21 protein-coding genes are annotated in these 20,007 nt (G+C 68.6%); 6 read left to right on the top strand and 15 right to left on the bottom strand.

Features of this window, described 5'->3' with window-relative positions; genetic code table 11:
* Positions 1-13 precede the first annotated feature (13 nt).
* The 3 genes from AC27L4_RS12725 to AC27L4_RS12715 all read left to right on the top strand — a co-directional run bounded on the left by AC27L4_RS12725 (position 14) and on the right by AC27L4_RS12715 (position 3,767).
* Positions 14-1,759 carry an ABC transporter permease gene (locus tag AC27L4_RS12725; protein ID WP_487142539.1) on the top strand — a complete coding sequence of 582 codons (1,746 nt, stop codon included), beginning with the start codon at positions 14-16 and terminating at the stop codon, positions 1,757-1,759.
* Positions 1,760-1,828: 69 nt separating this feature from the next.
* A complete protein-coding gene (locus tag AC27L4_RS12720) occupies positions 1,829-2,794 on the top strand; it encodes a 2-hydroxyacid dehydrogenase (protein ID WP_487142538.1) in 966 nt (321 codons plus the stop codon).
* A 73-nt stretch (positions 2,795-2,867) separates the two neighbouring features.
* Positions 2,868-3,767 carry an NAD(P)-dependent oxidoreductase gene (locus AC27L4_RS12715; protein WP_487142537.1) on the top strand — a complete coding sequence of 300 codons (900 nt, stop codon included), beginning with the start codon at positions 2,868-2,870 and terminating at the stop codon, positions 3,765-3,767.
* 90 nt (positions 3,768-3,857) lie between these two features.
* On the opposite strand, the gene AC27L4_RS12710 is transcribed toward AC27L4_RS12715, so the two are convergent.
* From AC27L4_RS12710 to AC27L4_RS12640, 15 genes are all read right to left on the bottom strand, one after another.
* Entirely contained in the window at positions 3,858-4,772 is a 915-nt protein-coding gene (locus AC27L4_RS12710; protein ID WP_487142536.1) for a DMT family transporter, read from the bottom strand.
* Positions 4,773-4,852: 80 nt separating this feature from the next.
* Positions 4,853-5,350 carry a MarR family winged helix-turn-helix transcriptional regulator gene (locus AC27L4_RS12705; protein WP_487142535.1) on the bottom strand — a complete coding sequence of 166 codons (498 nt, stop codon included), beginning with the start codon at positions 5,348-5,350 and terminating at the stop codon, positions 4,853-4,855.
* A gap of 203 nt (positions 5,351-5,553) precedes the next feature.
* Positions 5,554-6,966 (bottom strand): FAD-binding oxidoreductase, encoded by a 1,413-nt coding sequence (locus tag AC27L4_RS12700; protein ID WP_487142534.1) that lies wholly within the window; start codon positions 6,964-6,966, stop codon positions 5,554-5,556.
* A complete protein-coding gene (locus tag AC27L4_RS12695; protein ID WP_487142533.1) occupies positions 6,963-8,279 on the bottom strand; it encodes a cytosine deaminase in 1,317 nt (438 codons plus the stop codon). Before AC27L4_RS12695 ends, AC27L4_RS12700 begins: the two co-directional genes overlap by 4 nt.
* Positions 8,279-9,106: an ABC transporter permease gene (locus AC27L4_RS12690; protein WP_487142532.1), complete on the bottom strand. Its 828-nt coding sequence runs from the start codon at positions 9,104-9,106 to the stop codon at positions 8,279-8,281. The genes AC27L4_RS12695 and AC27L4_RS12690 overlap by 1 nt, the downstream gene beginning before the upstream one ends.
* A complete protein-coding gene (locus AC27L4_RS12685) occupies positions 9,103-9,912 on the bottom strand; it encodes an ABC transporter ATP-binding protein (protein WP_487142530.1) in 810 nt (269 codons plus the stop codon). Before AC27L4_RS12685 ends, AC27L4_RS12690 begins: the two co-directional genes overlap by 4 nt.
* Positions 9,913-10,207: 295 nt before the next feature.
* Positions 10,208-11,224 (bottom strand): ABC transporter substrate-binding protein, encoded by a 1,017-nt coding sequence (locus AC27L4_RS12680; RefSeq protein ID WP_487142529.1) that lies wholly within the window; start codon positions 11,222-11,224, stop codon positions 10,208-10,210.
* On the bottom strand, positions 11,221-11,454 hold the full coding sequence (locus tag AC27L4_RS12675) for a hypothetical protein (protein ID WP_487142528.1): 234 nt from the start codon (positions 11,452-11,454) through the stop codon (positions 11,221-11,223). The genes AC27L4_RS12680 and AC27L4_RS12675 overlap by 4 nt, the downstream gene beginning before the upstream one ends.
* A 66-nt stretch (positions 11,455-11,520) precedes the next feature.
* Positions 11,521-11,790 carry a hypothetical protein gene (locus tag AC27L4_RS12670; RefSeq protein ID WP_487142527.1) on the bottom strand — a complete coding sequence of 90 codons (270 nt, stop codon included), beginning with the start codon at positions 11,788-11,790 and terminating at the stop codon, positions 11,521-11,523.
* Between the two features lie 3 nt (positions 11,791-11,793).
* Positions 11,794-12,801, bottom strand: coding sequence for a WD40 repeat domain-containing protein (locus AC27L4_RS12665; protein WP_487142934.1), 1,008 nt, complete (start codon positions 12,799-12,801; stop codon positions 11,794-11,796).
* Between the two features lie 223 nt (positions 12,802-13,024).
* Positions 13,025-14,053 (bottom strand): CobW family GTP-binding protein, encoded by a 1,029-nt coding sequence (locus tag AC27L4_RS12660; protein WP_487142526.1) that lies wholly within the window; start codon positions 14,051-14,053, stop codon positions 13,025-13,027.
* 56 nt (positions 14,054-14,109) lie between these two features.
* A complete protein-coding gene (locus AC27L4_RS12655; RefSeq protein ID WP_487142525.1) occupies positions 14,110-15,009 on the bottom strand; it encodes a metal ABC transporter substrate-binding protein in 900 nt (299 codons plus the stop codon).
* A gap of 55 nt (positions 15,010-15,064) precedes the next feature.
* Positions 15,065-15,934, bottom strand: a complete 870-nt coding sequence (gene aztB, locus AC27L4_RS12650; RefSeq protein WP_487142523.1) for a zinc ABC transporter permease AztB — start codon at positions 15,932-15,934, stop codon at positions 15,065-15,067.
* Positions 15,934-16,683: a zinc ABC transporter ATP-binding protein AztA gene (aztA, locus tag AC27L4_RS12645; RefSeq protein WP_487142522.1), complete on the bottom strand. Its 750-nt coding sequence runs from the start codon at positions 16,681-16,683 to the stop codon at positions 15,934-15,936. The genes aztB and aztA overlap by 1 nt, the downstream gene beginning before the upstream one ends.
* A 7-nt stretch (positions 16,684-16,690) precedes the next feature.
* Positions 16,691-16,828 carry a hypothetical protein gene (locus AC27L4_RS12640; RefSeq protein ID WP_487142521.1) on the bottom strand — a complete coding sequence of 46 codons (138 nt, stop codon included), beginning with the start codon at positions 16,826-16,828 and terminating at the stop codon, positions 16,691-16,693.
* Between the two features lie 168 nt (positions 16,829-16,996).
* Between AC27L4_RS12640 and AC27L4_RS12635 the strand changes: the two genes are divergently transcribed.
* The 3 genes from AC27L4_RS12635 (at position 16,997) to AC27L4_RS12625 (ending at position 19,964) form a co-directional block, all read left to right on the top strand.
* A complete protein-coding gene (locus tag AC27L4_RS12635; RefSeq protein ID WP_487142520.1) occupies positions 16,997-17,200 on the top strand; it encodes a hypothetical protein in 204 nt (67 codons plus the stop codon).
* 422 nt (positions 17,201-17,622) lie between these two features.
* Positions 17,623-18,561, top strand: a complete 939-nt coding sequence (locus tag AC27L4_RS12630) for an IclR family transcriptional regulator (RefSeq protein WP_487142519.1) — start codon at positions 17,623-17,625, stop codon at positions 18,559-18,561.
* 194 nt (positions 18,562-18,755) lie between these two features.
* Positions 18,756-19,964 carry an ABC transporter substrate-binding protein gene (locus AC27L4_RS12625; protein WP_487142517.1) on the top strand — a complete coding sequence of 403 codons (1,209 nt, stop codon included), beginning with the start codon at positions 18,756-18,758 and terminating at the stop codon, positions 19,962-19,964.
* Positions 19,965-20,007 lie beyond the last annotated feature (43 nt).

Below are 20,007 nucleotides of genomic sequence, written 5' to 3'. Positions count from 1 at the left end.
CGGATCCGGCGGCATGAGCGTCATCGACACGCGCAGGAGCAGCGCAGCCGGCGGGCCAGCCCGCGGTCCGGCGAGCGCGAAGCTGGCGCATTGGCGGCATGACTGGCCGTGGGTCGCCGCCGTGCTGGTCATCACCCTGCTGGCTGCGGCGCCGGTGGCCGCCATCGCGCTGCTGGCGACGACGGCGGCGCCGGACGTCTGGCCGCATCTGGCCGCCACCGTGCTGCCGGCGGCGCTGCGCGACACGGCGCTGCTGCTGTCGGGCGTCGCGGCGGTGACCATCGTCACCGGCGTGGTCACCGCCTGGCTGGTGTCGGCGCACGAGTTTCCCGGCCGCCGGCTGTTCGACTGGGCGCTGCTGCTGCCGCTGGCGGTGCCCACCTACATCGTCGCCTACACCTATGTCGAAATGCTCGACTATTTCGGCCCGGTGCAGGCGATGCTGCGGGCCGTGTTCGGCTGGCGCAGCCGGCAGGACTACTGGTTCCCGGAGGTGCGCTCCGCCGGCGGGGCCATCCTGCTGATGGGCTTCGTGCTCTATCCCTATGTCTATCTCAGCGCCCGGGCGATGTTCCTGATGCAGTCGTCCTGCGTGCTCGACGTCGCCCGCACGCTCGGCGCCAGCCGCAAGCGCGCCTTCGTGCAGGTGGTGCTGCCGCTCGCCCGCCCGGCGATCGCCGTGGGTGCGACGCTGGCGCTGATGGAAGCGATGAACGACATCGGCGCGGTCGAATATCTCGGCGTGCGCACGTTCACCGTCTCGATCTACACCACCTGGCTCAACCGCGGCAGCCTCGGCGGCGCTGCGCAGATCGCCTGCCTGTCGCTGGCAGTGGTCACGCTCCTGGTGATGGCGGAGCGCTGGGCCCGGCGGCGCCAGCGCTATGCCGCGCAGGCCCAGCGCCAGCGCCGGCTGCTGCCGGTCCGGCTCGCCGGCCTGCCGGCGGCGGGGGCCTTCCTCGCCTGTTTCCTGCCGGTCTTCCTCGGCTTCCTGGCGCCGGCCGCCTTCCTGCTCGAGCATGCGGTGACCCGGACGCTCCGCGGCGGTTTGCCGGACGGCTTCGGCGCGGCGCTGCGCCACACGCTGGTGCTGGCGGGGAGCGCTGCCGTGCTGGCGGTGCTGGCCGGCCTCGTCATCGCCTACGCCGTCCGCATCACCCGACTGCCCGGCGTGGCGCTGATGGCGCGCATCGCCAGCCTCGGCTATGCCGTGCCCGGCACCATCTTCGCCGTCGGCATGCTGACGCCGCTCGCCGGCGTCGACAATGCGGTCGACGCCTTCATGAAGGCCCATTTCGGCTTCGGCACCGGCCTCCTGCTTTCGGGCAGCGGTTTCGCCCTGGTGCTGGCCTATGTCGCGCGCTACCTCGCCATCGCCTGTGGCGGCATCGAGGCGGGGCTCCAGAAGGTGTCGCGTCATCTCGACATGGCGGCGCGCAACCTCGGCCGCTCCAGCGCCCAGACCATGCGCGAGATCCACCTGCCGCTGATCCGGCCCGCGCTGGGCGCGGCGGTGCTGCTGGTGTTCGTCGATGCGATGAAGGAGTTGTCGGCGACCATCCTGCTCCGGCCCTTCAATTTCGAGACGTTGTCGACCCTGGTCTACCAGCAGGCTTCGCGCGGCCTGTTCGAGGAGGGGGCGCTGGCCGCGCTGACCATCGTCGCTGCCGGCCTCGGCCCGGTGATCCTGCTGGCGCGCATGAGCCGGCCGGCCGAATTGGTCTCGGGCGGGCGCGGCTCGAGCGATTCGACGCGCTGAGACCTTTCGCGCGCCGACCGTGATCGGCTAGACAGGAGGAACCCGTCCTCCCGCCATCATGGTCCGATCATGTCGCAACTGCCCGATCTCGTGCTGCCCAGGCCGATGCTGCCCCACACCATGGAGACGCTCGCGCGCCGGTTCACCCTGCACAAGCTGTGGGACGCGGCGGATGCGGACGCGATCCTGGCCCGCCTGGCTCCGACCTGCCGCTTCGCCGCCATGGGCTCGCATGCCGTGGGCGATGCCGCCTTCATGGACCGGCTGCCGAAGCTGGAGATCATGGCCAATTTCGGCGTCGGCTACGACACGATCGACGCCGGCGAGGCGGCTCGCCGCGGCATCGTCGTCACCAACACGCCGGACGTGCTGAACGAGGAGGTGGCGGACACGGCCATCGGCCTGCTGCTGGCCACGGTCAAGGAGATGCCGCAGGCCGACCGCTATGTCCGCGCCGGCAAGTGGCTGCAGGCGCCCTATCCGCTGACCCGCGGCACGCTGCGCGGGCGCACGCTCGGCATTGCGGGGCTCGGGCGGATCGGCAAGGCGATCGCCCGGCGCGCCGAAGCCTTCGGCCTGCCGATCGCCTATTGGGGCCGCAACCGCCAGGCCGACGTCGCCTATGCCTATTATCCCACCCTGGTGGAGCTCGCCCGGGCTGTCGACACGCTGATGCTGATCCTGCCCGGCGGCGGCGAGACCCGCAACATCGTCGGCGCCGAGGTGCTGCAGGCGCTCGGCCCGAACGGCGTCCTGGTCAACGTGGCGCGCGGCACCGTGGTCGACGAGGCGGCGCTGGTCGAGGCGCTGCGCTCGGGCACCATCCTGTCCGCCGGCCTCGACGTCTTCGCCCAGGAGCCGGAGGTGCCGCAGGCGCTGATCGGCATGGAGAACGTGGTGCTGCTGCCGCATGTCGGCTCGGCCACCCAGCATACGCGCGAAGCCATGGGCCAGCTCGTGGCCGACAACCTGATCGCCTGGCTGGAGGGCAGGGGACCGGTCACGCCGGTGGCCGAGACACCCTGGCCGCGGTGAAAACGGCGCGCCGGGGATGACGGCACGGCCGAAGCGCTTTACAATCGTCTGACAAACTCGAGCGGGAGTGCAAATGACCAAGGAACGCATCGGCTTCGTCGGCGTCGGCCTGATGGGTCACGGCATGGCGAAGAACATCGTCGAGAAGGGCTATCCTCTCACGGTGATCGGGCATCGCAACCGCGAGCCGGTGGAGGACCTGCTGGGGCGCGGCGCAGCGGAGGCCGGGACCTGTCGCGAGCTGGCCGAGAAGAGCGACGTCGTCGTGCTGTGCGTCACCGGCTCGCCCCAGGTGGAGGCGGTGATCAACGGACCCGACGGCCTGGCCTCGGCCGGCAAGCCGCTGCTGATCTGCGACAGCTCCACCTCCGACCCGTCGGTGACGATCCGCCTGGCGGCCGAGCTCGCGCCCAAGGGCATCACGCTGATCGACACCCCGCTCGGGCGCACGCCCAAGGATGCGGCGGCCGGCACGCTCGACGTCATGGTCGGCGGCGCGCCCGAGGTGGTGGCGCGGGCGCGTCCGGTGCTGGAAACCTTTGCCGGCCGCGTCATTCCGACCGGGCCGGTCGGCAGCGGCCACACCATGAAGCTGCTCAACAACTTCCTGTCGATGGGCTATGCCGCGCTCTACGCCGAGGCGCTGACGCTCGGCGTCAAGGCGGGGCTGACGCCGAAGGTGTTCGACAGCGTCATCCGTGGCGGCCGTATGGATTGCGGCTTCTACCAGACCTTCTTCCAATGGGTGCTGGAACGCGATCCCAACGCGCACAGGTTCACGCTCAGCAATGCCCTGAAGGACATGACCTATCTCTCCGCCTTTGCCAGTGCGACCAGCACGGCCAACCCGATGGGCGCGGCGGTGCGCAACTCCTACGCCTATGCGGCCGGCGCCGGCCGGGCGCAGGACTATGTGCCGATGCTCTCGGACGTGATCGCCGAGCTCAACGGGGTCTCGCTGGTCGAGCGGTGATCAGGGGGCGGCGACCGTTCCTGCGGCTGCCGGTCCGGGTTTTGCAGGGGCCTTCTCCGCCGCCGGGGAGAGGCCCCCGCGGTGCCGGCCCTACAGCGTCTCCGCCGGGTCGGGCAGGCTTTTCACCTCGCCGGTGACGGCGCGCTCGCGCCAGAGCAGGTAGATGCCGGAGGCGACGACGATGGCGGCGCCGATCAGCGTCATCCGGTCGGGCACGTCGCCGAACACCAGCCAGCCGGACAGCACCATCCAGATCAGCTGGGTGTAAATGAACGGAGCGACCACCGAGGCGGGCGCATATTTGTGGGCGAGGATCAGGCAGTAATGGCCGGCTGCCCCGGCCGCGCCCATCAGCATCATCAGCGCCCATTGCTGCCAGGAGGACGGCCAGACCCAGGCGAAGGGCACCAGCGGCGCCATGGCGACGGCCCCGACGGCGCCGACATAGAACAGCGCGATGGCCGGCGGGTCGTCGCGCACCAGGATGCGGGCCATGACGTTGCCGCCGGCATAGAACACCGCGCCGGCGAGGCTGAGCAGCATGGCCCAGTGGAAGGCGCCGCCCGGCTGCGTCACCACGATCACGCCGAGAAAGCCGACCGCGATGGCGATGGTCCGGCGGATGCCGACCCATTCTCCCAGCACCGGCACGGCGATCAGCGCCACGATCAGCGGCGTCGAGAACATGATCGACACGGTCTGCGTCAGCTGCAGGTAGTGGATGGCGATGAAGTTCAGGATGGTCGAGCCGAGGATCAGCGTGCCGCGCGAAAGCTGCAGCAGCGGACGCCGGGGACACAGCAGTCCGGGCGTCGTCCATGGATTGACCAGCGGCAGCACCAGCAGGAAGTTGGTGACGTAGCGCATCCAGACCAGTTGCACCGTCGGCAAGTCGCGCACCAGCCATTTGGCCGAGGAGTCGAGGCAGGTGAAGAACACGCCGGTCGCGACCATGAGCGCGATACCGATCAGGCGGTGGGACGGGGAGAGGGCGGGGGAAGGCATGAGCGTGCGAGATAGCACGGCCCGGGTGCTTCGTCCCACCGCCGTTCGGGACGGACGGGCCGAATGACCGGAGGGCCGGCCTATGCTTCGTCGGTCTCGATCTCGTCGGCTGCCTCGTCGTCGTCGTTGTCCGCCCCGTCGGTGCCGAGAGCGTCGCGCAGGCCCTTCTCGACGCGCTTGAGCAGCTTGCGCAGGCGCTTGCGGTCCTTGCCGTCGAGGTTGGCCGTCGCCTCGCTCTCGATGTCGAGGGTCAGGGCCTCGATCGCCTGCGCCTTCCGGCGCCCCTCGGCCGTGAGGGTGACGCGGACGACGCGGGCGTCGCCCTCGGCGCTACGCCGCTCGATCAGGCCGGCGGCGGAGAGCCGGGCGATGGTCTTGGAAGCGGTGGGCGGGCGCACGCGCAGGATGTCGGCGAGCTCGCTCATCGACATGGCGTCGCGGCTGGACAAGGCTTCCAGCACCTGTTCCTGACCGGGAAACAGATCGAGGCTCTCCAGCAGCCTGGCCGTGCGCGCCCGGTGCAGCCTGGTGACGTGAATCAACTGGTAGCCGATAGTCTTCGATGCAGGATGCCGCATCGGATGCTCCGCCGGCTGAGGAAGGGAATAGCCGGCTGACCATGGCGAGGGCTTGTGTCATTGTCCAGTGAGGCGGCTCAGAAAGCGGATGCCCGAAGGCAGGAAAAGGCGCGGACGAGCTTTCTCCGCTTCCCGGAGAAGGCATTTGTGCCCTTTCCGGGATCCGTGGCCTTCCCCCGTAGCCGGCTACCGGGCCGATTGCCCTATTCGGCCGCCGGCTGCATGCCCCTGAACAGGTACGTCCCGCCTGTCTCGTAGTCGTAGCCGGGATCGTCCCAGGCGATCATCTTGCCGGGATTGAGGAGGCCCTTGGGGTCGGCCTCGCGCTTGAAGGCGAGCTGCACGGCGTCGGTCCGCTTCATGCCGCCTTCCTCCAGCGTGTAACGGTGCGGGTTGAACACGGGAATGCCCATGGCCTCGTGGATGCGGACGATCTCGTCGAGGCGGGCCTCGTCGGTGAAGCGCACCAGCGGCAGGCCATAGCAGGTGATCCTGCCGTCGAAGCGGACGAACTCCAGATGCGCCGTCACCTCCTCGCCGAACAGGGCATGGGCCTTCTCCACCAGCGCGAGCTGGTTCGGGAAGGGGTAGAGGGTCTGGAGATAGGTGATCGCCGGATCGAGCTTCAGTGCCCGGAGCGTGGTGTGGTTCCAGCCGAGCTCGTAGATGTCGGGCAGGCCCTTGCGGTCGGCGGCCGCCAGATCCCGGGTGGAGAACAGCAGAGCGGCGCGCCGGTCGCGGCGGACCAGCGTCAGGAAGGCGTCGTGGGCGTGCGGCGCGATCATGGCGCAGACGATGTGCTTGTCGCGCGGCAGCCAGCGGCGATGGCGGCTGAAGCAGTCATGCGCCGTCGGGGCGGCGACCACGGCGAGCTGCTTCTTGAGGACGCCGTCGGCCTCGCCGAGATCGTTGGCGAAGGCGGCGGCGGCGCCGAGCGTGTCGAAGCCGACGATGACGTCGATCCAGTCATAGGCCGGGGCCAGCGGCATCTCGCATTCGACGATGACGCCGTTGGTGCCGTAGGCGTGGCTGACCTTGTGCAGGTCCTCGCCGGCAAGGTCGAGCAGGCGCGGCGTCGCCTCCATGGTCACGACCTTGAGGCTGATGATGTTGCCGAAGTCGCGCAGGCCGCCCCAGCCGATCGAGCCGACGCCGCCGGAGCCGCCGGCGACGAAGCCGCCGACCGTGGCGGTCTTGGCGGTGGAGGGATGCAGGCGCATCTCCTGGCCGGAATGGGCCCGGGCCTGCCTGTCGATGTCGGCGATGATTGCGCCGGCCTCGGCCACCACGCGGCCGGGCGCGATGGCCAGCACCTTGTCGAGCCCGGAGAGATCGAGCACGGCGCCGCCGGAGAGCGGCATGGCCTGGCCGTAATTGCCGGTTCCGGCGCCGCGCGGCGTGACCGGGATGCCGAGCTCGTAGCAGGCGGCGAGCGCCGCGACGACGTGGTCCGGGCTGGTCGCGAAGATGACGCAGTCGGCGGTGAGATGGTCGAGCCGGCGCTTGAGCACCGGCGAGTACCAGAAGAAGTCGCGGCTCTTCTGGCGCACCAGCGTCGGATGATCCTCAATGCGCAGCCCCGGCAGGCGGGCGCGCAGGCGCGCGATGTCGGTCATCGCACCCCCAGCATGGCGTCGAGCTCGCGATAGTCGGGCAGGGCGGTGTCGACAGGCCTGCCGCCGCGGATCACCGTACGGTCGGCCTGCGGCCGGGCAAGCAGCTCGTTGCAGGAACGGGCGCCGAACAGCACCAGGTCGGCGGGGCCGCCGGCGGCGAGCACGCCCGCCTCGATGCCCATCACCTTGGCCGGCGTGCGGGTGATCGCCCGCGGCCAGTCGCCGAAGGGGTGGTCGAGATGGGCGATGCGGGTCGCCTCCCGCAGCACTTCCAGCGCGTCGAGGTCACCATAGGCGTAGAACGGGTCGCGGGTGTTGTCGGAAGAGACGCAGACGTCGACGCCGGCGGCTTTCAATTCGTGCAGCAGCGTCACGCCGCGCGAGCGCGGGGTGCGGCCGGGGACACGGTCCTGCAAGTAGAGATTGCACATCGGCAGCGACACCACGGCAAGCCCGGCCTCGGCGACCTTGTCGATGGTCGCGCGGGCCTCGTCCTCGGGCTGGCGGGCGAGCGAACAGCAATGGCCGACCGTGACCTGGCCGGAGAAGCGGTTGCGGATCGCGGCCTCGGCGATGTGGGTGAGGGTGCGGGCCTCGGGATCCTGCGTCTCGTCGACATGGAAGTCGAGGTCGAGGCCCTCCTCGGCGGCGAGGCGGAACAGGATGTCGAGGCTGTGGTCGAGCTCGGGCACCATGTAGGTGACGCCGCCCATGACGCCGCCATGCTCGACAACGGCGGCGCGCACGGCGCTCATATGCGCACTGTCCGGCACCAGCTCGATCGAGAACAGCGCCACGGCCTGGAGGTCGATGCGGCCCTGCCAGGCCTCGCGCATCCCGGCGAAGACCGGCCACGAAATGCCGGTCTGCCGGCCCTGGGAGTCGAGATGGGTGCGCACGGCCGACGTGCCGTGGGCGAAGGCGCAGCGCAGCGAGAAGTCCATGCGCGCGGCGACATCGGCGGCGGACCAGTGCCGGTCGCGGTCGAGGGCGACCGTGTCGAGCGCCCCGAAGAAGGTGCCGTTCGGGTTGGGATGGCGCGGCCAGATATGGCCCTTGTCGAGATGGGTGTGGAGCTCGACGAAGGTGGGGAAGACGAGGCCGCCCCGCAAGTCCAGTGCATCTGCCGGCAGGGCGGCGCCAGGCGGCGCGATGCTCTCGATGCGGCCGCCGTCGATCACGAGCTCCGCCCGGACCAGGCCCTCCCTGTCGGTGGCGAAGCCGGCGGGATCGGCGAGGAGGCAGGCGGGGAGGCGGGCGTCGGCGATCGCCCATCGCGCGGCCGCCGGCACGCGTGCAAATCCGGTACCCATCAATGCTCCCGTTCGATCGCGCTCTCGTGCCATCTGCGCAGCAGCAGGTGCGACACGGCCGAGAGCGTCAGGAAGATGACGATGCCCATCGCCGACAAGAGGGCCAGGGCGGCGAAGGAGAGCGGGAATTTATAGAAGCGCGGTGCGCTCAGCACCAGGAAGCCGAGGCCGCCATAGCGCCCCGCCGTGCCGGCGGCGAGCTCGGCCACCACGGCGCCGATCAGCGACAGGCCGCCGGCGATCCTCAGGCCGCCGAGGAAATAGGGCAGGGCCGAAGGCAGGCGCAGAAGCCGGAGCCGCTGCCAGGGCGAGGCGCCGTAGAGCTCGAACAGGTCGACGAGGTTGTGGTCGGCCGAGCGCAGGCCGGTGGCCGTGTTGGAGAGGATGGGGAAGAAGGCGACGATCCAGGCGCAGGTCAGGATCGCCGCCTCCTGCGACATGTAGACCAGCAGCAGCGGCGCGATCGCCAGGATCGGCGTCACCTGCAGGATCACCGCATAGGGAAACAGCGTGTACTCGATCAGCCGCGACTGGGTGAACAGCACGGCGAGCAGGGTGCCGCCGGCGACCGCCAGCGCAAAACCTTCGACCGTGGTCATGAGGGTCGAGGCAAGGGCCGGCCCGAGGGTGCCCCAGTCCTGGAAGAAGGTCTGCCAGATGCGGCTCGGGGCCGGCACGATGATCGGCGGCGCCAGGCCGGCGCGCACCCACCATTCCCACAAGGCCAGCGTGCCGGCGAGAGCCAGGGCGGGCAGGAGCCAGCGCAGCAGCGCCATGCGCCTTTCGCCGGGCGCGGTGCGGCGGCGCGGTTCGACAGGTGCGCTCATGGCTGTCCTCCCGCCTGGCCGATCGCCGCGGCCAGCGCGGCCGAGGCGCGGCGGCACTGGGCGATGTAGGCGTCGGAAGCGCGGAAGGCCTCGCCGCGCGGCTCAGGCGCCTCGACCGCGATCTCGGCGACGGCTCGGCCCGGCCGGGCGGCCATCACCACGATCCGGTCGGAGAGATAGACGCTCTCGAACACCGAATGGGTGACGAAGACCACGGTGCATTCGAGGTCGCGCTGCAACTGCAGCAGGTCGTCGTTGAGTTTCTGGCGGGTGATCTCGTCGAGGGCGGCGAAGGGCTCGTCCATCAGCAGAAGCTTGGGCCGCGTCACCAGGGCGCGGGCGATGGAGACGCGCATCTTCATGCCGCCGGAGAGTTCGCGCGGATAGGCCGACGCGAAGGCGTCGAGGCCGACGGAGGCGAGCATCGCCATCACCGCGTCGCGGGCCGCGGCGCGCGAGCGGCGCTTCAGGCGCATCGGCAGCCAGACATTGTCGAACACCGTGGCCCAGGGCATCAGCGTCGGCTCCTGGAAGACGATGCCGAGCTCATGTCCGCCCTCGGGCCAGACGATGGCGCCGCTGCTGGCCTGCGCCAGCCCGGCGATGATCCTGAGCGCCGTCGACTTGCCGCAGCCGGAGGGACCGAGCAGGGTCAGCACCTCGCCCTGGCGGATGTCGAGATCGAGCCGCTGCAGCGCCACCGTGCCGTTGGAATAGACCTTGCCGACATCGCGCAGGGTGACGGCGGAGGAGGGAGAGGGAGCGGTCACGCGGGTCTCGACGGAGGCAGGATCGAACGCAAACATGAAGCGATTGGGCGCTGAGTCCGTCGGCCTTGCTTGCGGCCGTGCGAGACACCACGGCCGCGCTCTCTCCGAGACGCCTGCGTCTTCCCTCCCCCGGCAAGTCGGATGTTTCCGACTTGCCTTCCTTGTCTGCCCATCTCGGGAACACCCGAGATGGGTGGGGAGGGATAAAGGGTGGGGGTCGTGCAGGATAGGATGAACCCTACGTCTACGACCCCCAGCCCCTTGCCCCTCCCCGCAAGGGGGAGGGGATCGGCCGGCGTCGCGTCAGAAGCTGTTATCCGTGAGCAGACCCTCATTTGCGCAGGTCTGCCCCGACCTTCCTGTTCACGAACCGCAGCGTATAGCTCTTCTTGTAGTCGAGGTCGGCCGGGAACAGGCCGGCCTTCACCATCTTGTCGAAGAAGGATTTCATCCGCGCATCGGTCATGGCGCCGACGCCGAGCTCCTTGGTGTCGCCGGAATCGACGATGCCATAGGCCTTCATCTGCTTGATCGAATAGGCGATCTGCTCGTCGCTCATGTCCGGATTGTCTTTCTTGATCAGGGCATTGGCGGCGGCGTTGTCGCCGTTGAGATAGTTCATCCAGCCGATGATCGAGGCGTCGACGAATTTCTGCACCACCTCGGGGCGCTGCTCCAGCGTCTCGGCGCGGGCGACGATGGTGGTCGAATAGGTGTCGAAGCCGTAATCGGCGAGCAGGAAGACGTTGGGCTTGAAGCCGCCTTCCTTCTCCACCGCGAGCGGCTCGGAGGTGAGATAGCCCTGCTGCACCGCCGTCTTGTCGGCGATGAACGGAGCGGGGTTGAAGTTGTAGGGCTTGGTCTGCGCGTCGGTGAAGCCGTAGGCAGACTTCATCCATTGATAGCCCGAGGCCATGAAGTCGGGGCCGATCATGATGGCGTCGGACTTCTTCAGATCCTCGAAGCCGTCCAGGCCGACGCCGGGATGGGACATCAGGATCTGCGGCTCCTTCTGGAAGATCGCGGCGACGGTGACGACCGGCACGCTCTCCTTCACGGCCGAGAAGGCCTCGATCATGTTGCCGCCCATGGAGAAATCGATCTTGCCGGCCGGCAGCAGGATGCCGTTGTTGGCCTGCGGGCCGCCCTGGACGATCTCGACGTCGAGGCCGTACTTCGCGTAGGTGCCGTCGGCGACGGCCTGGTAGAAGCCGCCATGCTCGGCCTGGGCCAGCCAGTTGGTGCCGAAGCGCAGCTTGACCAGATCCTCCGCCAAGGCTGCACCCGCCGTCAGGCCGACGGCAAGGCCGATCGCGGCGCCGATCGTCTTTCCAGCATGGAAGCTCATGATGTCCTCGATGTCCTGCGGCGGACGCCTGTCCGCGGATGGCGACGGCTCATGGCGATTTTGGGCCCGATTTGGCCGATGCACAAGATGAGGGCATGCACGGATTTTCGACTTGCCGGTGCGGCGCGACCGGTGTCGGTGCGGTACGCGGCCGATGTCCGCTCAGAAACGCTATCGAGAAAAGCGGCCGTTTCATCCGAGATGCCGACGGCCTTGATCGCGAACACCATGTCGTTCCACCCTTGCCGGGGCCGGCCGGGCATCGATCCTCGGGAAGGCCGCCGCAGCCTTCGCAGTCATCCCTCTGCCGCCGCCAGCGCCTGCGCCACCGCGGCTTCGTCGACCTCGTCCATCGGCGCCGCCACCTTGTAGGCGCGCGTGCGCCGGCCGGGGGCCATCACCAGGATCACGGTCTCGGTGCCCGGACAGGCATCGTCGCCGCATTGGATCTCGCTGACCGAGAGCGCCACCGCCTCGTCGAGCCCGAGCCGGGCGCGAACCAGGGCCTTGATCGCATCGGCCTGCCGGCGCTGCTCGGCGTCGCGCTTGCGGAACAGGCCGAACACGGCTCAGGCCGGCAGGGTGAGGATGCCGGCGGCGCCGTCCTCGGCGCCGAAGGCGAGCTGGGCGCCGGTATGGTCCCAGGCGAGCGCGGTCACGGCGGAGCCCTCCACGGCGCGGCGGACCAGCAGCTCGGAGGCGTCGGTGAGGCGGCAGAGCAGCACGCAGCCGTCGTCATAACCGATGGCCAGCACCAACGCCTTGGGATGGAAGGCGACCCGCGAGACGCGGGCCGGGCGGATGCCGCATTCGCGCGGCGCCTTGCCCATCGGACCGTCCTTGGACTGGAACGGCCAGACGATGGCGGCGTCGGCGCCGGAGGTCGCCATCCAGTTGCCGTCATGCGACCAGGAGAGCGAGCGCGTCTTCGACGGGTAGCCCGACATACGCATATGGCCCTTGTCGGCGACGCGCCAGCCATGGAGCATGTTGTCCTGCATCGAGGTGATGAGGAAGCGGGCGTCGGGCGAGACGGTGATGTCGAGATGGCTGCCCTTCCACTCGAAGAACTCCGGAGCGGCCGCCGCATTCGGGAACCAGAACGAAGCGCCGTTGTAGTGGCTGGCCGCCACCCGATAGCCCTTGGGCGCGAAGGCCAGGCCGCGGACGCTGGAGGGGGCCTGCCAGGCCTTCACCACGCCCTTCTCGTCGCGGGCGGACACGGTCCTGCCCGCCGACCACGCGACCGCGCCGGCAGGCGACAGCGCCACGGCGTCGATCCATTTGCCGCCGGACTCGCCCAGGGTGACGACGTCGCCGCTCGCCGCCAGTTGGACGACGCGGCCGTCGTCGCCGCCGGTGACGAGGCGGCTCCGGTCGGCCGCGGCGCAGAGCAGGCCGGCGTCCGGATGCAGCACGATCCGCTTCTCCTCGCCGATCCCGGCGACCAGCGCCGTGCCGTCGCCGAGCGCGAAGACCGGCGTGCGGCCGAGCCAGGCGCCGGCGACGACATGGGAGCCGGCCGCGAGCGGCGCGACGCGATCGGAGAGTGAGGCAAGGGGAGCTGGTGCGGACATCGGCTTCGGAACAGGCATTCGGAACTCCTCCCGGCCGGGAGGGCATGGGTTGCGGCGGCGAACGCGGGCCCCGGAGCGCGATGCCGGCCATTCCCCTCCGGGAGAGGGGACGGCGCGGGCACCGCGTCGGATCCCGAAGCGGCCCATCCCGCCCCGTTCGTGTTCGCCGTCCCCCCTTATCGTGTCGCGGGGCTCCTGCCAACGGCGGAGGCCCCGGGAAGCCTCACGCGGCGCAGGCCTGGAAGCCCTTGCGCAACTCGTCGGTCTTGAGGTCGCGGCCGATGAACACCAGCCGGGATTCGCGCTTCTCGCCGTCCTTCCATTCGCGCTGCAGGTCGCCGTCCAGCATCATGTGCACGCCCTGGAAGACGAAGCGCCGGGGCTCGTCCTTGAAGGCGAGGATGCCCTTCCAGCGCAGCAGGCCGGGGCCTTCCTTCTGCGCCACCTCGTTGACCCAGGGCATGAATTTGTCGGGATCGACGTCGCCGTCGATCTTCAGCGAGACCGACTGCATGCTCTCGTCGTGATAGTGCTTCAGGCCGTGGCCATGGTCATGATCGTGGTGATGATGCCCATGGTCGTGATCATGGCCATGGTCGTGCTCGTCCGCTTCCAGGAAGGCGGGCTCGAGGTCGAGGATGCGTTCGAGGTCGAAGGCATTGCGCTCGAGCACGTCCTCGATCTTCACGGCCGCCCGCGTGGTCTTGTGCAGCCTGGCATAGGGGTTGATGGCGCGGATGCGCATCTCCACGTCCCTGAGCTCGGCCGGGGTGACGAGGTCGGTCTTGTTGAGGATGATGACGTCGGCGAAGGCGATCTGGTTCTTGGCCTCGGGCGCGTCCTTCAGCCGGTCCTTGAGCCATTTGGCGTCGGCGAGGGTGACGATGGCGTCGAGCCGGGCCTTGTCGGCGATGTCCTGGTCGACGAAGAAGGTCTGCGCCACCGGCGCGGGATCGGCGAGGCCGGTGGTCTCGACCAGGATGGCGTCGAACTTGCCCTTGCGCTTCATCAGCCCGTCGATGATGCGGATGAGGTCGCCGCGCACGGTGCAGCACACGCAGCCATTGTTCATCTCGAACACTTCCTCGTCAGCGTCGACGACGAGGTCATTGTCGATGCCGATCTCGCCGAACTCGTTGACGATGACGGCATAGCGCTTGCCGTGCGGCTCGGTGAGGATGCGGTTGAGCAGCGTCGTCTTGCCCGCGCCGAGATAGCCGGTGAGGACCGTGACGGGGATCTTGTCGGACATGAACGTCTCCGAGGCAGAAGCGGGGAGAGGACCTCCCCGGGAATCGTTTTGGGGCTTCAGCTCGAGAGCGCGCCCGCGAAGGCCTTTATATTGTGACGCATCATGTCGATGTAAGTCCCCGCTCCCTCATCCGGCTTCGACAGGGCATCGGAAAACACGGTGCCGCCGATCTTGGCGCCGGTCTCGTCGGCGATGCGCTTGACCAGGCGCGGGTCGGAGATGTTCTCCATGAACACCGCCGGGATCTTCTCCGCCTTGATCTGGCGGATGATCCGGGCGACGGCCTTGGCCGAGGCCTCCGCCTCCGTGGATACGCCCTGCGGGGCGATGAAGGCGACGCCGTAGGCCTTGCCGAAATAGCCGAAGGCGTCGTGCGAGGTGATCAGGCGCCGCTTCTGCGGCGGGATGGAGGCGACCGCGGCCTTCACCTCCGCGTCCAGCGCGTCGAGCCGGGCGAGATAGGCGGCGGCGTTGGCGTCGTAGGTTGCCTTGCCGGCCGGGTCCGCCGCGTCGAGACCGTCCCGGATGGCCTCGACCATGAGCTTGGCGTTGGCCACGGACTGCCAGACATGCGGATCGGTGATCGTCTTGCCGTCCTCCTCCATGGTCTGGGCGGTGATGCCCTTGGCCGTCTCGACCACCGGGGCCTTGGCGCCGGATGCCTTGATCAGGCGCGGCATCCAGCCCTCGAAGCCGAGGCCGTTGACGAACACCAGCCTGGCCGCCGCCACCGCCTTGGCGTCGGTCGGCGCGGGCTGGAAGGTGTGGGCGTCGCCGTCGGGCCCGACCAGCGTGGTGACGGCGACGCGGTCGCCGCCGACATTGGCGACGAGGTCGCCGAGGATGGAGAAGCTGGCGACGACCGGCAACCGGTCCTGGGCCGGCGCGGGGAGCGCAAGGCCGGCGGCGAATGCGAGGCCGACAATAGATGTTATAACGTAACGTCGATTGATCATGGCGAGACCTTTTTGGGGTGGCGGAGCCTGAAACCGGAGAGGGTATGTTATGCTATTACGCTTCGAGGTGTCGGCGTGGCAAGGCCTTCGTCACCAGGCCGCCAGCCGGGCCGAACAGCAGCGACAGGAGATAGAACGCGCCGGCGACCAGGATGATGGCCGGGCCGCTCGGCGCCTCGGCGTGGTAGCTGATCAGCAGCCCGACTGCCGAGGAGACGGCGCCGATCAGGGCGGAGGCCGCCAGCATCAGGGTGATGTCGTCGGACCAGAACCGGGCCGCGGCGGCCGGCAGCATCATGACGCCGACAGCGAGCAGCGTGCCGAGCGCCTGGAAGCCGCCGACGAGGTTGAGCACCACCAGGCCCAGGAACAGGAGGTGGGCTGGGGCGCCGGCCCGCGACACCGAGCGCAGGAAGCCGGGATCGAGGCATTCCATCACCAGCGGCCGGTACATCACGGCGAGGGCGACCAGCGTCAGGCTGGCGATGGCGGCGATCAGGGCGAGCGCCGGGTCGTCGAGCGCCAGCACGGTGCCGAACAGCACGTGCAAGAGGTCGACGTTCGAGCCCTTGAGCGAGACGATCATCACGCCGAGCGCCAGCGAGATGAGGTAGAAGGCCGCCATCGAGGCGTCCTCGCGCTGGCTGGTGGCGCGGGCGACGACGCCGGAGAGGATCGCCACGGCAAAGCCGGCGACGAGGCCGCCGATGGTCATGGCCGGCAGCGACAGGCCGGCGACGAGGAAGCCGACGGCCGCGCCCGGCAGGATGGCATGGGCCATGGCGTCGCCGGTCAGCGACATGCGCCTGAGCATCAGGAAGACGCCGATCGGGCCGGCGCCAAGCGCCAGCGCCACCGCGCCGACCAAAGCGCGGCGCATGAACTCGAACTCGACGAAGGGGGCGATCAGCGTGTCGTAGAGCATCAGGCGGCTTTGCCGCAGACCTCGGCGCGGGCGTCCCAGGCCTCGACCATGCGGCGGGCCCGCAGCAGGGTCTCGGGGGTCAGCACCGCTTCGGTCGGCCCCCAGGCCACGGCCTCGCGGGCGAGCACCAGGCATTCGGGGAAGTGCGCCCGCACCATGTCGAGGTCGTGCAGCACGGCGATCACCGTGCGGGCCTCGCCGTGCCAGCGGCGCACCAGGGCCAGGAGGTCGGCGGCGGTCCTGGTGTCGATGGCGGTGAAAGGCTCGTCCAGGAGGATGACGCGGGCATCCTGCAGCAGCAGGCGGGCGAACAGGGCGCGCTGCATCTGGCCGCCCGAGAGCGTGCCGATGACGCGATTCTCGAAGCCGGTCAGCCCTACGGCGGCGAGGGCATGATCGATGGCGTCGCGATGGCGGCGGCCGATGCCGCCGAACAGGCCGGCGCGCCTCCACAGGCCCATGGCGACGAGGTCGTAGACGCTGATGGGAAAGCTGCGGTCGATGTCCGCGGCCTGGGGCAGATAGGCGATCTCGCGCGGCGTCAGGCCGGTGCGGTCGACATGGCCGGACAAGGCGGGAATGGCGCCGACCACGCCCTTGAGCAAGGTCGACTTGCCGGCTCCGTTCGGGCCGACCACCGCCAGCAGCGAGCCGGGCCGCACCTCGCCGTCGAGGTGGTGCACAGCCGGACGGCGGTCATAGCCGAGGGTCAGGTCGCGAAAGCGCAGGGGCGGGGTTGCAGCGGTCACTGTGTCCTCAACTCCACGCCCAGGCCACGCCCGCCCAGATCGCCGCCACGAGCACGGCCACGCCCGCCAGGCGCGCCGCCGCCGACAGGCGCAGCAACGAGGCGGTGGGCGAAGCGGGAACGGCGTGGTCGTGCGAATGCGGCATGGCGGCAATCAGGCTCGGGAGGGAAACGTTATAGTATCACATATGGCGACTCAAGGCCCTTGTAAACTCGAAGCCCTTGCGAAGGGCCCCGGGACGGACGGCGTTGTCATCTCGGCCCGTCCGGCCTATGACGGCCCATCCCCGAGAGCTCTCACCGACCAAAGGACGATGACGAAACGGACGAACGACGTGCTCGAAGCGATCAGGAGCACCGTTGCAATGAAGGACTGCTGGATCGTGCCGGGCTATTTCGCCCATTGCTACGGAGGCGTCGCCACAGCCGAGGCGATCAAGCTGGCCAAGCAGCAGGGACTGATCAGGCTCGCCTATGTCTCGCAGGGCGGCTCACCGGTCTACAAAGGCATGCGCTGAGAGAGAGCTCCGCGGGTCGGTCCAGGCCGGACAATCAGGTCTGCCTTGCCCATCTCCTGCGCGAAGCCCGGTACGCCATCGAGGCCGGCGGCACCATCCTCGCCCGCCCTGCCCAGGCGAGCCCGTCGCATGGGCGCTCGTCGCGCCGGCTTCGCCGACACCACCTTGCAGACTGCGCCGATCAGTTCGACACTCTCCGGGGCCTCTTGCCCGGTCATGGCGCCGGCCGGAAACCGCGGGACGTCATCGAGCGCTGCGGGCGCACCCCTTCGTCTTCTTCGCCGACCGCGCCGTCCTGCCGACCCTGTTCGCACCTGCCTCATTGGCATCCTGACGATTGACGGTTGGAGTTTATACGGAATTATGTTCTCCTATTGGAACATGGTTCCGCAAAATGGCTTGGCTGGGAAGCGAAAGATCGGATGAAGAAAACGACGACCAAGAAGCGTGCGTCCGAAAAGCCGGCCCAATCAAGTGAGGCTGCCTCCACGGGAATTGTCTACACGTCCGAACTGCGGCAAAGCGGATCACGTTGGCTGCTGACGGCACAGGATGACGACGTGCATCCGCCGCCTCCGTCGCCGGGTCTCGTACCCGCGGTGGAAAACGCGATCGCTATTGTCAACTACCTCAATCATACGCCGTCTCACGCGGCTGCCCTGACGGAGATCCTGGGGGTTCTCTCCATCTCCAAGAGCCATTGTCATTCCATTCTGAAGACGCTCACCCATTTCGGCTGGCTGAAATTCGACGGCCGCACCAAGGCCTATCAATTGAATTCGGGAATTCTGGCCAGCGCTTCTTCCCTGCTCGGCTCGCCGGTCTTGGACACGATCCGCCATGAATTGCAGCTTCTCGTCCGGCGCACCGAAATTCCCGCGGTCCTGTCGCAGCCGCAGGGGGACGACACCTTCATCGTCATCGACAAGTTCAACGGCGCGCAGTCGATGGAGGTTTCCTTCCCCATCGGCCATCATTTCCCGCGCGACGCGACGGCCAACATGCGCGCCTACCTCGCATGGCAGCCCGAGAGCGAGATCGATCGCTGGATGAAGACCTGGCGGCCGGTCCGCTATACCTCGGCCACGCTGACGACCGAGGCGCAGGTTCGCGCTGAAATCGCCGCCACGCGCAGGCGAGGCTATGCGCGCAGCGTCGGCGAACTGACGGAAGGCCTGATGGCCCTCGGGATGCCGATCTTCGGGCGGCACGGCGAAGTCATGTACGTCTTCACCTGCTCCGGCCTGCTGACCGCACTCGCGCCTCGCGAGGAAATGCTCGCGCGCGAGATCGTGAGGACCGCCGTGGCCATCAACCGCGCGCTCCTGGCGCGCGTTCCCGGTGACTTCCCGACCAGTTGAACAATCCTCCCGGCTGTTCGGTCCGCCCGGACGGCACCCTGTCCGCGATCGAATCTGCGACTCCCGCCGTTGACAAAGGGGCCGGCGCATAGCTACACGTTTGTTCTCCATGAAGAACATTGTTCTTTATACAGGACAATCTCATTGGGGGCAGCTTGAAGCCTGAAGCTTCGCGCGGACAGAGGGAGGTTGACATGAGTGTTTCGAGACATCGGCGGGCGATGCTCAAATTGGCCGGGGCGGTGGTGCTGGCGGCGGCCGTCGGTGGCCCGGCCTCCGTCATGGCGGCGGAGAAGACGCTGAAGATCGGCCAACTCGGCGTGATGAGCGGCCCGGAGGCGTCCTGGGGCCTTGTCAACAAATATGCGGCCCAGGCCACGGCGGCGATATGGAACGAGAAAGGCGGCATCGAGATCGGCGGCGAGAAGTACAAGATCGAGATCGTCTCGGTCGACGACCGCAACGATCCGAAGCTCACCGTGTCCGGCGCCGAGCGTCTGATGGGCGACGACGGCATCCGCTACGTCATCGGCCCCAACACCGACGTCACGGCCACGAGCGTGCGCCCGATCGCCGAGAAGTATCACGCGGTCTACTTCCCCTATGCGTCGAGCCGTTCGCTCTTTACCAAGCCGGCGGAAAATGCCGTCATGGGCATGGTGGCGAGCTACCAGGTCGCGCCTGCGATCCTGGAGCTTCTGAAGAACGAGCGCGGCGTCAAGAAGGTCGCCTTCGTCGCCCGCAACGACAGCGACGGCCTCAGCAACCGCGACGACGGCGTGGCGGCCGCCAAGAAGCTGGGCCTCGACGTCGTGGTCGCCGACGCCACGTACGAGCCGAACGTGACCGACTTCTTTCCCGTGATGTCCAATGTGGTGAGCAAGTCGCCGGACCTCATCTTCCTGCCGGCCTCGGCGCCCTCCAACACGCCGCTGCTCATGCGCGCGGCGCGCGAGCTCGGCTATACCGGCCTGTTCGCCAGCGATTCCGGCCAGGACATCAAGGTGATCAAGGAAATGGCCGGCGACTATGGCAACGGCCTGATCTCCATCGGCGGCGCGTCCACGCCCGAGATCCGCAGCGCCTACATGGACGACTTCATCAAGCAGTACACCAAGGTCGCCGGCGAGTGGAACGACGAGGCCGGCACCAAGGTCTACGCGCTGGAAGTGATCCTCGCCACGCTCCAGGCTGTCGGTCCCGCCGCGATCGAGGACACGGACCTCTTCAAGAAGGCCATCCCGGGCTTCTCCATGCCCAATCCGTTCCTGAAGAAGGAGGACGCGCTCGGCTATACCGGCGAGACCGACTACGGCCAGAAGCGGCAGATCGGCGTTCCGCTCGTGCTGACCGAAACCAAGGGGGGCGAGTTCGTCACCATCTCGGTCGGCGCCGTGAAATAGGCCGGGCCGGCCGGCGGCCATCGCGGCAGGCGCAATCCACGGA

Source organism: Labrys sp. Lb11 (genome assembly GCF_057554225.1).
Note: the sequence above shows the minus strand (reverse complement) of the source record. Positions and strands in the feature narration are given on the sequence as shown.

Excerpts from the sequence above, each read along its gene's own strand:
- AC27L4_RS12625 (WP_487142517.1), top strand. The coding sequence starts at position 18,756 with ATGAGTGTTTCGAGACATCGGCGGGCGATGCTCAAATTGGCCGGGGCG.
- AC27L4_RS12725 (WP_487142539.1), top strand. The coding sequence starts at position 14 with ATGAGCGTCATCGACACGCGCAGGAGCAGCGCAGCCGGCGGGCCAGCC.
- AC27L4_RS12690 (WP_487142532.1), bottom strand. The coding sequence starts at position 9,106 with ATGAGCGCACCTGTCGAACCGCGCCGCCGCACCGCGCCCGGCGAAAGG.
- AC27L4_RS12710 (WP_487142536.1), bottom strand. The coding sequence starts at position 4,772 with ATGCCTTCCCCCGCCCTCTCCCCGTCCCACCGCCTGATCGGTATCGCG.
- AC27L4_RS12630 (WP_487142519.1), top strand. The coding sequence starts at position 17,623 with ATGAAGAAAACGACGACCAAGAAGCGTGCGTCCGAAAAGCCGGCCCAA.
- AC27L4_RS12655 (WP_487142525.1), bottom strand. The coding sequence starts at position 15,009 with ATGATCAATCGACGTTACGTTATAACATCTATTGTCGGCCTCGCATTC.
- AC27L4_RS12635 (WP_487142520.1), top strand. The coding sequence starts at position 16,997 with ATGACGAAACGGACGAACGACGTGCTCGAAGCGATCAGGAGCACCGTT.
- AC27L4_RS12680 (WP_487142529.1), bottom strand. The coding sequence starts at position 11,224 with ATGAGCTTCCATGCTGGAAAGACGATCGGCGCCGCGATCGGCCTTGCC.
- AC27L4_RS12640 (WP_487142521.1), bottom strand. The coding sequence starts at position 16,828 with ATGCCGCATTCGCACGACCACGCCGTTCCCGCTTCGCCCACCGCCTCG.
- aztB (WP_487142523.1), bottom strand. The coding sequence starts at position 15,934 with ATGCTCTACGACACGCTGATCGCCCCCTTCGTCGAGTTCGAGTTCATG.
- AC27L4_RS12675 (WP_487142528.1), bottom strand. The coding sequence starts at position 11,454 with ATGGTGTTCGCGATCAAGGCCGTCGGCATCTCGGATGAAACGGCCGCT.
- AC27L4_RS12720 (WP_487142538.1), top strand. The coding sequence starts at position 1,829 with ATGTCGCAACTGCCCGATCTCGTGCTGCCCAGGCCGATGCTGCCCCAC.
- AC27L4_RS12705 (WP_487142535.1), bottom strand. The coding sequence starts at position 5,350 with ATGCGGCATCCTGCATCGAAGACTATCGGCTACCAGTTGATTCACGTC.
- AC27L4_RS12700 (WP_487142534.1), bottom strand. The coding sequence starts at position 6,966 with ATGACCGACATCGCGCGCCTGCGCGCCCGCCTGCCGGGGCTGCGCATT.
- AC27L4_RS12665 (WP_487142934.1), bottom strand. The coding sequence starts at position 12,801 with ATGTCCGCACCAGCTCCCCTTGCCTCACTCTCCGATCGCGTCGCGCCG.
- AC27L4_RS12695 (WP_487142533.1), bottom strand. The coding sequence starts at position 8,279 with ATGGGTACCGGATTTGCACGCGTGCCGGCGGCCGCGCGATGGGCGATC.
- AC27L4_RS12715 (WP_487142537.1), top strand. The coding sequence starts at position 2,868 with ATGACCAAGGAACGCATCGGCTTCGTCGGCGTCGGCCTGATGGGTCAC.
- AC27L4_RS12685 (WP_487142530.1), bottom strand. The coding sequence starts at position 9,912 with ATGTTTGCGTTCGATCCTGCCTCCGTCGAGACCCGCGTGACCGCTCCC.
- AC27L4_RS12660 (WP_487142526.1), bottom strand. The coding sequence starts at position 14,053 with ATGTCCGACAAGATCCCCGTCACGGTCCTCACCGGCTATCTCGGCGCG.